Origin of the sequence: Corynebacterium meridianum (assembly GCF_016342265.1) — a bacterium.
Lineage (GTDB): Bacteria > Actinomycetota > Actinomycetes > Mycobacteriales > Mycobacteriaceae > Corynebacterium > Corynebacterium meridianum.
Genome location: NZ_JAEIOS010000009.1, coordinates 372,827 through 386,401 on the forward strand (window position 1 = coordinate 372,827; position 13,575 = coordinate 386,401).

The window sequence follows — 13,575 nt, forward strand, 5'->3', positions numbered from 1 at the left end:
TCTACGTGGCGCCGCACAGGCCCTCAACCGGAACACACCACCCGGGCAGTACCTCACACAACCGGAAATAACCGGGCGTTTTAGGGAGATGCACCCCGGAGGGATCTGATGGTCGGCGACCATGCGGAACGCTCATCTTCAATTGTTCCATGAAATGCCCGGGCGCGCCGCCGGACCACACATCCGGGCACCACATCACACCGCCGTCACACCGGCGGTTGGCGAAGCGCGTAGGCCGCGGCGGCGTCCCGGACCTTGATGAGGTAGTCGGCGGAGTTGTTGTAGGACCGGATCGCCTGGGTCCAGCCTTCCGGGGTCGCGAGGTCACGGTCGTGTGCACAGAGCAGGCGTGCGGACGCGAGGGCCGCATCATCGATCTGCTGGGGATCCGCGGTACCGTCGCCGTTCGCGTCCCGGCCGTAGATGCGCCACGAGGAGGGGATGAACTGCATGGGGCCGACGGCGCGGTCGAATTCGGCGTCGCCGTCGAGTTCCCCACCGTCGGTGTCCGGCACCCGCGCGAGGCCCGGGCCGCCGTCCAGGGGCACACCGATGACCGGTGGGTCTACGACCCCTTCCGCACCGATCCGGGAACCGCCGAAGATCCTGCCCGAGTAGGTTCCGTGCCGGGTCTCGACGTGACCGATTCCGGCGAGGGTGTTCCAGGCGAGGTGGCAGTTCGGCCAGCTCTGCTGGGCGATGAGCGCCGCATTGCCGTACGCCTGGACCGCCGCGACGGGGATCCCCGTGTCCGCGGCGATCGGTTCGGCCCAGAATCCGAGCTTTAGCGAGGTTCTTCCGGGGGCGTTGACGTCGATCTGCGGGACCGCCTCCCCCACCGCCGGAGGGACATTGTCGGGCACGGGCTGCAGTTGCCTGATCGGACTGGGACCGTCGAGAAAGGACAGGATCCAGCCGACGAATGCGACGACCATCACCACGGCCAGGACCGAGGTGAGGCCGGCGACGAAGGTGCGGCGGACTGCGGATCTCATAGCGGCGAATTGTACCCGTGCCACTCCCCCGGAAAGCCAGCCCTGCAGAACATCCGCACCACCGGTACCAATTACCTCTCTGATTGTTTTTCTTCACTTCAGTAACGGGTGGGGCTACAGTTTCAACCAGACCCCGTCCGCCGGCCACCGAACGGACCCCACCGAATAAGGATTCAGGAGAATCATGTTCCTCAGACGCGCCCTCACCGCAGCCGCCACCACCGCCCTCATCGCCACCGGAGTCGCCGCCCCGGCCTCCGCTGCCCCGTTCGGCACCATCGGACTTCTCCTCGGCACGAACACCGCAGCCGAGGTATCGTGCACCGACCTCGGGGTACTGCTCCGCAGCACGAACATGATCACCGACACAACCACCGCGCGTGAGCTCACCGGAAATCTGACCACCGCGGGTGACCGGCTCGTCGAATCCCTGGGACTCCGGGGAACCGCGAACCTCATCACCGCCAAGACCGCCGGCGACATCACGGGTCGCGCACGGGAATGTGGACTCGTCAAGCCCGACCCGATCGATGACGCACTCGCCGCGATCGGCAGTTCGGACCTGTCCCGGCAGCTGCCCGTGCTGAGCTCCGCCATCAAGCTGGCCAACTGACGGACTCCCGTCCGTTGTCCGGATGACGCGAAACAGGACGGGTTTTTCGGATAAGGTGGCAGCACGTCACCGAATAGCCCTCATGAGGAGCAGTATGTTCAGCAAACGCCTAATCGCCGCGACCGCCACGGTCGCCATCGCGACCGCCGGACTGGCGGCCCCCGCAGCCGCCTACGAGACCGAGTTCCGCGGATTCCTCTTCGGGGACACCGCGGCATCGGCGATACCCTGCGCAGATGTCAAGAGCGTGCTCACCGACGCGGGCATCCTGAAGAAGGACATGACCGAGAGCGGCCTGCGGAAGGCGATCAACGACAAGAACACCGCGATCGTCCAGCAGCTCTACGGCTCGCCCGACGCGACCGAACCGGTCTCCGAGAACCAGGCCAAAGAGCTGGCCAAGCGCGCCAAGAAGTGCGACCTGGTCAAGGATGAGGACGCGGACACCATCATCGGAGGTGCCGGTTTCGGCAGCTCCGAGATCACGAAGATCCTCCAGTCCCTGGTGAAGCTCCTCAATGCCCTGAACCCGGCCAAGTTCCACCTGGACAAGCTCGTCGGTCTCACCGCACCGGCGGGCAACACCCCCGCGCTGAGCTCCGGCCTACCGCGCTAGCCGCACACACACCACGGAGAGCCGGGGCGGTGACGAAGTGTCACCCGCCCCGGCTTTTCGCCGCCTGCCACAGGCTCTCCTGCTGTTCGACGGGGACCGTGGCGCTGGTCCCATCGAACAGGTAGGGCGCCCTGCGACGCAGCTTGGAGGTAAAGGAGTCGGCGACGTCGTCGAGGTCGAAATCTCCGCGCCTCGCGGCGATCTCGGCGTGGAAGAGCACCTGGAGCAGTACGTCCGCCAGTTCCCCGCGAAGTTCGGTCGCGGTACCGGCGCCGTCCGCATGGGCCCGGGCCGCCGCGGCGAATTCCTCGGTCTCCTCCCGCAGATACGGGAGCAGACTGACGTGGTCCTGGCCCCGCTCCCACTCCCCGATCCGCAGAGCCCGGGTCATCACCACCCGGGCCGCCGCGATACCCGATGCGCCCGGTCCCCGGATCTTCTCACCCGCGGCCGATCGACGCAGGGTCTCCGGTGAACCGGGATCGGTGTCCACCCAGACCGTCGCCGACCCCGCGATCGACTCCCGGAGCCCGCACCCCAGCACGAGTTTCCGCACCACACCTGGAACGGACCCGCCGAATGCGACCGTATGCCCCGCCTCGGCGGCGGCGGCGATCACCTCCGCCGGAATCAGCGTGGGTGATGCGGGATCGAGCAGCAGAACCGTCATGCGGTCATCCTAGCGGCGGATTTCAGCCACCGATCGAGATGATCCCCGGTTTCCGGCCGCCCGCCCCGACCTTGCCGCCGGTGACGTCCAGGGGCGGCACGTCGAACATCGCGGAGAGGAAGTCCGCGCACCACTGGATGAGGGCCACGTCGCGCAGCTGCGGATCGGTGACCTTCCTGCCTGCCTTCGGAAAGCTCAGCTGGATGGCCTTCGCCGCCGCCCGGTAGTTGGACCCAGGGTAGAGGCGCTTCAGCCGGACCTGCTTCGAGTCCGGCAGATCGACCGGGTGCACCTTGATCCTGGTGCCCTGGACCCCGATGTCGGTGATCCCCGCGGCGCGGCACTGGTGCCTCAGGCGTGCGACGGACAGCAGCCGCTCGACCTCGACCGGAATGGGGCCGTAGCGGTCCTCCATCTCCTCCACCGCGAGCCGCAGGTCCGTCTCCGTCTGGGACTGGGCGAGCTTCCGGTAGACCTCGAGGCGCAGGCGCTCGGAGTTGATGTAGTTCTCCGGGATGTGCGCGTCGACGGGGAGATCGACCCGGATCTCCTTCGGTGCCTTGTCCGTCGCATCCAGCGGTTTTCCGTCGGCGATGGCGCGGTACATCTCGACGGCCTCGCCGACGAGCCGGACGTAGAGGTCGAAACCGACACCGGCGATGTGTCCGGACTGCTCCGCACCCAGCACGTTGCCCGCGCCACGCATCTCCAGGTCCTTCATGGCGACGGCCATGCCCGCGCCGAGGTCGTTGTTCTGCGCGATCGTCGCCAACCGGTCGTAGGAGGTTTCCGTGAGCATCTGCCCCTTCGGGTAGAGGAAGTAGGCGTAGCCCCGCTCCCGGGAACGCCCGACCCGGCCGCGCAGCTGGTGCAGCTGGCTCAGCCCCATGTGGTGGGCGTTCTCGACGATGAGGGTGTTGGCGTTGGCGATGTCGAGACCGGTCTCGACGATGGTGGTGCACACCAGCACGTCGTACTCGCGGTCCCAGAAGCCCTGGACGGTCTGCTCGAGCTGCTCCTCGGCCATCTGTCCGTGGGCGACGACGACCCGGGCCTCCGGGATGAGCGCACGCAGCTGCGCGGCGCGCTTCTCGATGGTCTTGACCTTGTTGTGCACGTAGAACACCTGGCCGTCGCGCAGGAGCTCACGGCGGATCGCCGCGGCGATCTGCTTGTCCTCCTGTGCGCCCACGTAGGTGAGCACCGGGTGCCGATCCTCGGGCGGGGTGAGGATCGTCGACATCTCCCGGATCCCGGCCATCGACATCTCCAGGGTCCTCGGGATCGGGGTCGCCGACATCGTCAGGACGTCGACGTGGGTGCGCAGTGCCTTGATGTGTTCCTTGTGCTCCACGCCGAAACGCTGCTCCTCGTCGACGATGACGAGCCCGAGGTTCTTCCAGCCCACGCCGGTCTGGAGCAGGCGGTGGGTGCCGATGACGATGTCGATCGTTCCGTCCTTCAGCCCCCGGAGGATCCGCTTCGAGTCTGATCCGGAGGTGAACCGCGACAGTCCCTCGACGGTGACGGGGAAACCGTCCATCCGTTCGGTGAACGTCGCCAGGTGCTGCTGGGCGAGCAGCGTCGTGGGGACGAGGACCGCGACCTGGCGGCCGTCCTGGACCGCCTTGAACGCGGCCCTGACTGCGACCTCGGTCTTGCCGTAGCCGACATCGCCGACGACGACCCGGTCCATGGGCACGGGTTTCTCCATGTCCTCCTTCACGGCATCGATCGCGAGCATCTGGTCCTCGGTCTCGACGTATGGGAAGTTGTCCTCCATCTCCCGCTGCCAGGGGCTGTCCGGCGCGAACGGGTGTCCCGGGGAGCCCTGCCGCTTCGCGTAGAGCTCGATGAGCTCACCGGCGATCTCCCGGACGGCGGACCGGGCCTTCTTCTTGGTGTTCTTCCAGTCCGAGCCGCCCATCTTCGACAGGGCGGGTTTCTCCCCGCCGACGTAGCGTGAGAGCAGGTCGAGGGCGTCCATCGGGACATAGAGCTGGTCTCCCGGCCCACCGCGCCGCGACGGCGCGTACTCGATGACCAGGTACTCCCGGCGGGATGTGCCGTCGCCCGTGGTGATGGTCCGCTCCGTCATCTCCACGAAACGGCCGATACCGTGGGACTCGTGGACGACGAGGTCCCCGGGCTTCAGCGCCAGCGGGTCAACCTTGTTCCGGCGCTTGGCGGGGCGCCGTTTGGCGCCGGCGATGTCACCGACACGGTTGCCGGTCAGGTCGGTCTCGGTGATCACGACCAGCGGGAGGGCCGCGGCATCCTTCAGTTTGCGGACCTTCGGGAACACCAGGCCCGCGTGACTCAGTGCCTGGTATAGGGTGACCTCGCCCGGGGACGGCTCCCAACCCGGCGTCGCCACATGGGTGGGGATCCCCTTCTCCCGGAACCTCTCGGTCATCCGTTTGACCGGTCCGGCGCCCGGCGCGATGAACGCCGCCCGCCCCCCGGCGCGGGTGTGCTCGAGGAGCAGCGCCATCATGGCGTCGATCTCCTTCAGATCTCCGCGCGGTGTCGGTCCGGGTACGAAGTCCAGCGGGAGAGTCTCCGATTCGGTGGCGTCCCCGAGCATCCCCGAAGGGCCGAAGGTCCACCACGGCGATCCGACGGTACGGGCGGATACCTCGAGCGACTCCCAGGACCTGTAGGACCCGGGTGACAGGTCGAGCCCCTCGGCCGCGACGGGGCCGGTGGCCCCCATCGCTGCGGCCTCCCAGCCTGCGGCGAGGAACTCGTCGTCGGTGGTGATCAGGTCGTCGATGCGGGTGCGGATCTTCTCCGGGGCACAGGCGAGGATGTGGGTGCCCTCGGGCATCAGTTCGGGGAGGCTGACCAGGGGGGTGTCGGTGAGAACCGGGATCAGTGCCTCCATGCCGTCGGCGGGCTGTCCCTCACCGAGTGCGGTGAGCAGTTCGACCAGGGTGGCGTTGCCGGGGTGGCTGACCGCGAGTTTCCGGGCCCGGTCGGAGACCGCGTCGTCGACGAGCAGTTCACGGCAGGGGTAGATCTCCACCTCCCCGACCTCGAGTTCGGGGATCGTGCGCTGGTCCGCGACGGAGAACTGGCGGACGTCGGTGATCTCGTCGCCCCAGAACTCCACGCGCACCGGGTAGTTGAGTGTGGTGGGGAAGATGTCGATGATGCCGCCGCGGGTCGCGAACTCCCCTCGCCGCGCGACCATGTCCACGTGCCGGTACGCCCGGCCGACCAGTCCCCGCACCAGGGAGTCGAAGTCGTACTCGCGTTCTTCGGCGAGGATCACCGGATCGCGGCCGGGCGCGGTCTCGAGCACTGGTTGGCAGAAGCCGCGGGCCGCGGTCACGACGACGCGCAGGCGTCCCGCGGAGAGATCGTGCAGGACCTTCGCCCGACGTCCGACGGTGTCCACCCCGGGGCTCAACCGTTCGTGCGGCAGCGTCTCCCAGGAGGGGAACCACGCGACCTTCTCCCCCAGCATCGCGCTGAGTTCCGCCGTGAGGTCCTCGGCCTCCCGGCCGGTGGCGGTGACGACCAGCAGCGGTGCGTGGTGCGCGAGGGCCCCTATCATCCAGGGCCGGACCTGATCGATCCCCGTCACATGCAGTCGAGGTTCCCCGACCTGACCGACCAGTCCCTTGATCTTGGGGTCGGTCGCCGCGACCTTGAGCAGGCCGGCGAGCGCAGGTGTCGACGCGGACGGTTTCTGGGGCAAGGTGACTCCTGACGTGACGTTCCGGGGCACGGTGCCCCGTCGTTGATGATGGTGGTGGACGCAGCGGCTCAGCGTCCGGGCCCGGTGACGGCGGCGTCCCCGGTCGCTCCGGGTTCTTCCGACGCACCATCCGTCCCGGTGTCCGGGGTACCGTCCGCGGTGGCCATCGTCCGCAGCCGGGGTGTGGCCTCCATTCCGGCGAGACCGTTCCAGCAGAGGTTGACGATGTGCGCGGCGACCTCCTCCTTGGGGGGTTCCCGAACGTCCAACCACCACTGGGCCGTCGTCGAGACCATACCCACCAGCGCCTGACCGTACAGCACCGCGTAGTCCGGATTGAGCCCCGAACGGGTGAATGCGTGGGCGAGGATGTGCGCGACCTGCCCCACCGCGTCGTTGAGCATCGTCGAGTAGCTGCGTTCGGCACCGGGGGTCAGGTCGCGGACGAGAATCTGGAATCCGTCGGTATGCTCCTCCACGTAGCTGAAGAGCGCGAGTACGACACGCTCGATGCGTTCGCGCGACCGTCCAGTGGACAGCGATCCGGTGATCAGGGCCTCCAGCCGCAGCATCTCACGGTCGACGACGACGGCGTACAGTCCCTCCTTGCCTCCGAAGTGCTCGTAGACCACCGGTTTGGACACCCCTGCCCTGGCCGCGATCTCCTCGACGCTGGTGGCCTCGAAACCGCGTTCGGCGAACACTTCCCGACCGACGTTGATCAACTGCTCACGACGCTGCTTGCCGGTCATCCGCTGCCTCACCATGGTGACGATCCTACCGCCCCTCCCGAATCGGGAGACCTCCCTGTCGTACGGTAGAGTCTCAAGCGCCGCGATCTTCTGAGCGGCGTTTCCCCGTGGTGTAATTGGCAACACTCTGGTTTTTGGTACCAGCTTTCCAGGTTCGAGTCCTGGCGGGGAAGCTCTTCCATTCATCCCCGTTCGGGGATTAGTCTGGGTGTACCACCGCACCGCTCCGACCGGTGAGTGGTGCATCAGACAGGGAGGAACCCGTGTCCCACACCCCAGCCATGGCCCGCCGGATGCCCCGGACCGTGTTCGCCGCCGCGAGCGTCGCGCTCATCTCGATCAGCCCGGTCGCGGTCGCCACCACCGCCGCCGCTGAACCTGCCCCGGCCCCCGCCGACTCCTGCGCATGGACCGCGACCGCCAGCCTCACCAGCACCGACGACGCGGATCGGGCCACCGGCGATGTCCCCTACCGCGTCAGCCTGCAGCTGCGGAAGAAGGCGACGCGCGACCACCTGGAGTGGCGTCCCTCGGTCCGGATCTTCCAGCAGATCGCGGACACCGCGCACCGCGACGCAGACGGCGAACCGGCGACCTACCGACAGCTGACATCCGGCTACGACTTCACCTTCACCACAGGAGCGGAGCCGGAGGCCGTGTACACCGTCGAAGATCTCCGCCGCGCCGACGGCCTCCGCGCCTATACCGCCGGGTTCAACCAGTACTCCACGGACGACACCTCCGCCATGTCCGCCGGAGAGACGATCTCCATCGGCATCGACGATTCCGCCGAGCTCGCATTCAACAGCGATCCCGCGCACCGCGACCGGGGGTTCGGACTCGGGAAGCTCGTCAGCGCAGCCGTCCCAGCCAGTCGAACGGGATACACCGCCACCGCGACCATCAGCGGCCGTACCATCCCTTACCCCTGGCAGAACGCCGCCTGCCACGATCTGGGGGTTCACGCCGCCGCCGACAAAGTGTCCGCTCCCGCGGGGACACGCACGATGATCGGAACCGTTTCCGGAACAACCTCCGACACGACGGGATTCGCGGTGCGTCTACTCGGTGCCGACGGTGCCGAGATCGGGTCGGGCGACGTTGCCGCCGACGGAACGGTCGGCATCCGTCCGAACGAGGGCACCACCGGCGGGGCTACCGCAAGGATCATCCGGACCCAGGTCAATCCCGTCGACGGAAGTACCACCACCGCCACGATCGGAGAGATCCCGCTCACGGTCATCGATCCTCCGGCGGTTCCCGACCCCGGAAACGGCGGGAAGCCGGACTCCGATACCGGACTTCTCGCCCTGCTGAAATCCGTATTCGGACCGTTCCTCGACCGGCTGGCCTCCTTCCTCAACGGATTCTCATCCACCGTGGTGTCCGCAGCCGCCGATTCATCTGAACATCGTTGACCCGAACACGGGTTGAACCGCCGGGGCTCCGGTAGCGTGGGAGTGAACGAATCCGTCTTTCACACCCCATGATCGGAGCCCCCATGACAGAGACCCCCTCTGACGATGTGGCCGTAATCATCCTCGCCGCAGGTGCCGGCACCAGGATGAAATCCGCGACGCCGAAGATGCTGCACAGCGTCGCCGGGCGCACCATGCTCGCCCACGCCCTGCACGCGGCTGCGGGATTGCGGCCAGCCAACATCATCACGGTCGTCGGGCATCAGCGGGACAAGGTCATTCCGGCGGTGGCGGAGGAGCTTCCCGCCCTCGAGGCCGCCTACGGCACCCCATCCCTCGGGATCGCCCGCCAGGAGGAGCAGAACGGCACCGGACACGCCGTCGCCTGCGGCCTGGAGGAGCTCTCCCCCGACTTCACCGGCACCGTCGTGGTCACCACCTCCGATGTGCCGATGATCAACTCGGAAACCCTGCGCGCTCTCGTCGATGAGCACAACACCAAGCCGCGGGCCGCGGTCACCGTCCTCACCGCCACCCTCGAGGACCCGACGGGTTACGGCCGTATCGTGCGGACACCGGACGGGGAGGTCACCCGGATCGTGGAGCAGAAGGACGCCACCGAGGATGAGCTCGAGATCACCGAGATCAACTCCGGCGTCTACGCCTTCGACGCGGACCTCCTGCGTACCGCGGTCACCCAACTCGACACCGACAACGCGCAGGGAGAGTTCTACCTGACCGACGTCATCGGCATCGCCCGCGACAATGACCGTTCCGTGCGGGGGCACCGCCTGGATGACGCCTCCATCATCGCCGGCGTCAACGACCGGGTTCAGCTCGCGGCCATCGGCGCCGAATTCAACCGGCGCCTGTGCGAGACGGCGATGCGCGGGGGCGCGACCATCATCGATCCCGCATCGACCTTCATCGACGTCGACGTGAGGATCGGCCGGGACGTCGTGATCGAGCCGGGTACCCAGCTGCGCGGCCACACTGTCATCGGCGACAACTGCACCATCGGCCCCGACACCACCCTGACCGACATGGTCGTCGGCGACGGTGCCTCCGTCATACGCACCCACGGCTCCGAATCGACGATCGGCCCGCGGGCAACGGTCGGACCCTTCACGTTCATCCGTCCGGGCACGTCCCTCGGCGAGGAGGGCAAGCTCGGCGGTTTCGTGGAGGCGAAGAAGGCGACGATCGGTCGCGGGTCGAAGGTGCCGCACCTCACCTATGTGGGGGACGCGACCATCGGCGAGGAATCGAACATCGGTGCGTCCAGTGTCTTCGTCAACTACGACGGGGTGAACAAGCACCACACCACCATCGGCAGCCACGTGCGCACCGGCAGTGACACGATGTTCATCGCACCGGTGACCGTGGGTGACGGGGCGTACTCCGGGGCAGGTACAGTAATCAAGGATGACGTCCCACCCGGGGCACTGGCCGTCTCCGGCGGCCATCAGCGCAACATCGAAGGTTGGGTGCAGCGGAAACGGCCCGGAACCCCGGCAGCGGACGCCGCCGAACGTGCAGCAGCGCAGCTCAGCGTCAACAATCAGGAAGGCGAAGCAGAATAGACATGTCTGCCCAGTGGATCGACAACCAGAAGAACCTCATGCTGTTCAGCGGGCGGGGAAACCCGGCGCTCGGCGAGGCCGTGGCCCGGGAGCTCGGTGTCCAGCTGACCCCCACCACCGCCCGGGACTTCGCCAACGGCGAGATCTTCGTACGTTTCGAGGAGTCCGTCCGCGGCTGCGACGCCTTCGTGCTGCAGTCGCACACCCAGCCGCTGAACAAGTGGCTTATGGAACAGCTCATCATGATCGACGCCCTGAAGCGCGGTTCGGCGAAACGGATCACCGCGATCCTACCGTTCTACCCGTACGCCCGGCAGGACAAGAAGCACCGCGGCCGCGAGCCGATCTCCGCCCGCCTGGTCGCGGACATGCTGAAGACCGCGGGCGCCGACCGGATCGTCTCCGTGGATCTGCACACCGATCAGATCCAGGGGTTCTTCGACGGGCCGGTCGACCACATGCACGCCATGCCCATCCTGACCGAGCACATCAAGAAGAACTACAGCCTGGAGAACATCTGCGTCGTCTCCCCCGACGCCGGTCGCGTGAAGGTCGCCGAGAAGTGGGCCAACACCCTGGGCGGTGCGCCGATGGCGTTCGTCCACAAGACCCGCAGCGTCGACGTCGCCAACCAGGTCACCGCGAACCGTGTCGTCGGTGACGTCGCCGGCCGCACCTGCGTGCTGCTGGACGACATGATCGACACCGGTGGAACGATCTCCGGCGCGGTCGGGGTCCTTCGCGAAGCCGGTGCGGGAGACGTCATCATCGCCACCACGCACGGCGTGTTCTCCGGCCCCGCCCGCGAGCGACTGTCCCGCTGCGGTGCCCGTGAGGTCATCGCGACCGACACGCTGCCCCAGAACACGGACGGCTGGGACAACCTCACGGTGCTGTCCATCGCGCCGCTGCTGGCGAAGACGATCCACGAGATCTTCGAGAACGGATCTGTGACCACCCTCTTCGAGGGCCAGGCCTGATCCACCGCCACCGGCCACGCCCCCGCGCCGCGGCACATTGTGTCCGGTTCCGGGGGCGTGGTACTGTCATCAGCGTCTCGGCGAGGGCCGATCCCCCGGATCAGCCGTTATCGACGCGATGTGACGCATGAAGCGCCCCACCTCCGTACGCGGAGGACGGACAGCCTGCGATGACTCGACGAGAACCCGGGTCCCGCAGGCTTTTGTTGTGTCTGCGTCCGGGACCACACATAACTGTCCAACCAACGCCCAGGAGAAACACCATGGCCATCAACAAGGCTATCCCGCTCGAAGCAGCACCCCGTACCGAGTTCGGCAAGGGCGCGGCGCGCCGTGCCCGCCGCGACGGCCTGATCCCCGTCGTGATCTACAGCAAGTCCATCGATGAGCCGCTGCACGTCACCGTCGACCGTCTCGACTTCACCGCGATCATCCGCAACCACGGCGTCAACGCCGTCGTCGACGTCGACATCGAGGGCGAGAAGCAGCTCGCCATCGTCAAGCACCTCGACCAGAACGTCCTGACCTTCAACATCGACCACGTCGATCTCCTCGCCATCTCCCGCGGCGAGAAGATCGAGGTCGAGGTCCCGGTCGTCCACACCGGCGAGCCGGCTCCGGGCGCCATGGTCATCCAGGACGCCGACGTCCTCGCCGTCGAGGCTCCCGTGCTCTCCATTCCGGAAGAGTTCGAGATCGACATCGAGGGCCTGGAGATCGGTACCCAGATCACCGCCGCCGACGTCAAGCTGGAGGAGGGCATCACGCTGGTCTCCGATCCCGAGACGCTGATCATCAACATCGTCGAGCCCGAGGAAGAGGAACTGCCGGAGCCCGAGGGCGAAGAGGGCGAGGGCGACACCGAGGGCGAGTCGGTCGAGGCCTCCGAAGAGGGCCCGACCAACGACAGCGAATAGTCTCCTGTCACGGACGGGTTGAACCACCCGCCCGGCTGAACACCCGCTCCGGGGCAGCCCGACCGCACACGTGGTCGGGTGCCCACCGGGGCGGGTTTTCCGCTGTGCACGGGGTGTCCGTGAGCCCCGGTCCGTGTGTGCGACAATGTTCGGCGTGAGTTCACCTGACACCATCCCCCGGAACAACCCCGGACCCCCCACCGGCCCACTGCTCGTCGTCGGGCTGGGTAATCCCGGTCCGAAGTACGCGGCCACCCGGCACAACGTCGGCTTCATGGTCGTCGACGAGCTCGCGGAGCGGGCGACCCCGATGCCCGCGACCTTCAGCGTGCACAAGCGCTCGAACGCCGAGATCGCACAGATCCGGATCAGCGGGCGTCCCGTGATCCTGGCGAAGCCGCGCAGCTTCATGAATCTCTCGGGCGGCCCGGTCAAGGCACTCGCCTCGTATTTCGGCGTGGAGCCGGCGGACATCGTGGTCATCCACGATGAACTGGATCTCGAGCCCGGTGTCGTCCGGCTCAAGCTCGGCGGTGGGGAGAACGGCCACAACGGGTTGAAATCGACCAGTAAGTCCCTGGGCACCAGGGACTACATCCGGGTGCGCATGGGCATCGGGCGGCCCCCGGGACGGATGGATCCGGCGGACTACGTGCTGCGCCCCATCCCGCAGTCGGCGTGCTCCGACCTGGCGATCCAGTGCGCGGATGCGGCGGACGGGGTGGAACTGATAGCCGAATCCGGCCTGGCCATCGCGCAGAACACGATCCACTCCCGGTGACGGGAAACGGCCCCGGGCGGTGAGAATCGCCCGGGGCCGTTTTCTTCTCAGCCGCCCGGATTCCCGGAGGGTGTCATCGTCCGGTGTCTCCGGAGGGTACCGAGCCACGGTCGGGATCGACGTGGACGACCCCCTGGCCGGCATAGAGTTCCTTCGTGAGGCGGGACAGCTGTTCCGGTGTCAGGCCACCGTCCACGGTCACGACCACGGACAGCTCACCGGAGTGGTCGACCGCCCGTGCCCTGGTCGCGGAGACTCCGATCCCCGCGCGCTGCGCCGCATCGGCGATCTCCTTCTCCCGCAGTTTCTCGTCTCGGATCGCGGGCGAATCCGGGGAGAAGTAGACGATGACGCCGTCTGCTCCCCCGGTCACCCGGGGTGCGGGTTGCCGGGATACCGTGATCACCGGCGCATCGGATTCATCGGCTCCGGTCGGCTGTCGTGGTGCCGGAGCACAGGCACCGGTGGACACGATCAGCGATCCCAGCACGAGGCCGATGAGCGGTTTCCGCGACGCCGTGGTGCTGGTTTTGCGTGTTCTCAT

Annotated in this window: 12 protein-coding genes and 1 tRNA gene; 8 read left to right on the forward strand and 5 right to left on the reverse strand. The window is 67.3% G+C overall.

All coding sequences use genetic code 11. From position 1 onward, the window contains the following. Positions 1–206: 206 nt before the first annotated feature. Positions 207–995 carry a lytic transglycosylase domain-containing protein gene (locus JDV75_RS01690; protein ID WP_198737516.1) on the reverse strand — a complete coding sequence of 263 codons (789 nt, stop codon included), beginning with the start codon at positions 993–995 and terminating at the stop codon, positions 207–209. A 184-nt stretch (positions 996–1,179) separates the two neighbouring features. Here JDV75_RS01690 and JDV75_RS01695 point away from each other — a divergent pair, with 184 nt between their 5' ends. After that, positions 1,180–1,608 (forward strand): hypothetical protein, encoded by a 429-nt coding sequence (locus tag JDV75_RS01695; protein WP_198737517.1) that lies wholly within the window; start codon positions 1,180–1,182, stop codon positions 1,606–1,608. A 94-nt stretch (positions 1,609–1,702) separates the two neighbouring features. Then, positions 1,703–2,224, forward strand: a complete 522-nt coding sequence (locus tag JDV75_RS01700) for a hypothetical protein (protein WP_198737518.1) — start codon at positions 1,703–1,705, stop codon at positions 2,222–2,224. Between the two features lie 40 nt (positions 2,225–2,264). Here the strand turns inward: JDV75_RS01700 and JDV75_RS01705 are convergent, their stop codons facing one another. The 3 genes from JDV75_RS01705 to JDV75_RS01715 form a co-directional block, all read right to left on the reverse strand. After that, positions 2,265–2,894 carry a MazG nucleotide pyrophosphohydrolase domain-containing protein gene (locus tag JDV75_RS01705; protein WP_198737519.1) on the reverse strand — a complete coding sequence of 210 codons (630 nt, stop codon included), beginning with the start codon at positions 2,892–2,894 and terminating at the stop codon, positions 2,265–2,267. A gap of 22 nt (positions 2,895–2,916) precedes the next feature. Then, complete coding sequence (gene mfd, locus JDV75_RS01710) at positions 2,917–6,600, reverse strand: transcription-repair coupling factor (protein WP_198737520.1); 3,684 nt, start codon at positions 6,598–6,600, stop codon at positions 2,917–2,919. 68 nt (positions 6,601–6,668) lie between these two features. Further along, positions 6,669–7,367: a TetR/AcrR family transcriptional regulator gene (locus JDV75_RS01715; protein WP_198737521.1), complete on the reverse strand. Its 699-nt coding sequence runs from the start codon at positions 7,365–7,367 to the stop codon at positions 6,669–6,671. 86 nt (positions 7,368–7,453) lie between these two features. Here JDV75_RS01715 and JDV75_RS01720 point away from each other — a divergent pair. From JDV75_RS01720 to pth, 6 genes are all read left to right on the forward strand, one after another. Then, positions 7,454–7,525: transfer RNA gene (locus JDV75_RS01720), tRNA-Gln, on the forward strand. A 90-nt stretch (positions 7,526–7,615) separates the two neighbouring features. Next, on the forward strand, positions 7,616–8,770 hold the full coding sequence (locus JDV75_RS01725) for a hypothetical protein (RefSeq protein WP_198737522.1): 1,155 nt from the start codon (positions 7,616–7,618) through the stop codon (positions 8,768–8,770). A gap of 83 nt (positions 8,771–8,853) precedes the next feature. Beyond that, entirely contained in the window at positions 8,854–10,353 is a 1,500-nt protein-coding gene (gene glmU / locus JDV75_RS01730; RefSeq protein WP_198737523.1) for a bifunctional UDP-N-acetylglucosamine diphosphorylase/glucosamine-1-phosphate N-acetyltransferase GlmU, read from the forward strand. 2 nt (positions 10,354–10,355) lie between these two features. Continuing rightward, positions 10,356–11,333 (forward strand): ribose-phosphate diphosphokinase, encoded by a 978-nt coding sequence (locus JDV75_RS01735; protein WP_198735488.1) that lies wholly within the window; start codon positions 10,356–10,358, stop codon positions 11,331–11,333. Between the two features lie 269 nt (positions 11,334–11,602). Next, positions 11,603–12,250 (forward strand): 50S ribosomal protein L25/general stress protein Ctc, encoded by a 648-nt coding sequence (locus JDV75_RS01740; protein ID WP_418884369.1) that lies wholly within the window; start codon positions 11,603–11,605, stop codon positions 12,248–12,250. 154 nt (positions 12,251–12,404) lie between these two features. Next, positions 12,405–13,031 carry an aminoacyl-tRNA hydrolase gene (gene pth / locus JDV75_RS01745; protein WP_336244269.1) on the forward strand — a complete coding sequence of 209 codons (627 nt, stop codon included), beginning with the start codon at positions 12,405–12,407 and terminating at the stop codon, positions 13,029–13,031. A gap of 73 nt (positions 13,032–13,104) precedes the next feature. Here the strand turns inward: pth and JDV75_RS01750 are convergent, their stop codons facing one another. Continuing rightward, the gene (locus JDV75_RS01750; RefSeq protein WP_198737526.1) at positions 13,105–13,575 is read right to left on the reverse strand and encodes a hypothetical protein; all 471 of its coding nucleotides are present in this window, start codon (positions 13,573–13,575) and stop codon (positions 13,105–13,107) included.

What these genes read in the sequence shown, in the direction of transcription:
- JDV75_RS01690 (WP_198737516.1), bottom strand. Translation starts at nt 995, where the DNA reads ATGAGATCCGCAGTCCGCCGCACCTTCGTCGCCGGCCTCACCTCGGTC.
- JDV75_RS01695 (WP_198737517.1), top strand. Translation starts at nt 1,180, where the DNA reads ATGTTCCTCAGACGCGCCCTCACCGCAGCCGCCACCACCGCCCTCATC.
- JDV75_RS01735 (WP_198735488.1), top strand. Translation starts at nt 10,356, where the DNA reads ATGTCTGCCCAGTGGATCGACAACCAGAAGAACCTCATGCTGTTCAGC.
- JDV75_RS01700 (WP_198737518.1), top strand. Translation starts at nt 1,703, where the DNA reads ATGTTCAGCAAACGCCTAATCGCCGCGACCGCCACGGTCGCCATCGCG.
- glmU (WP_198737523.1), top strand. Translation starts at nt 8,854, where the DNA reads ATGACAGAGACCCCCTCTGACGATGTGGCCGTAATCATCCTCGCCGCA.
- JDV75_RS01715 (WP_198737521.1), bottom strand. Translation starts at nt 7,367, where the DNA reads ATGGTGAGGCAGCGGATGACCGGCAAGCAGCGTCGTGAGCAGTTGATC.
- JDV75_RS01750 (WP_198737526.1), bottom strand. Translation starts at nt 13,575, where the DNA reads ATGAGAACACGCAAAACCAGCACCACGGCGTCGCGGAAACCGCTCATC.
- JDV75_RS01705 (WP_198737519.1), bottom strand. Translation starts at nt 2,894, where the DNA reads ATGACGGTTCTGCTGCTCGATCCCGCATCACCCACGCTGATTCCGGCG.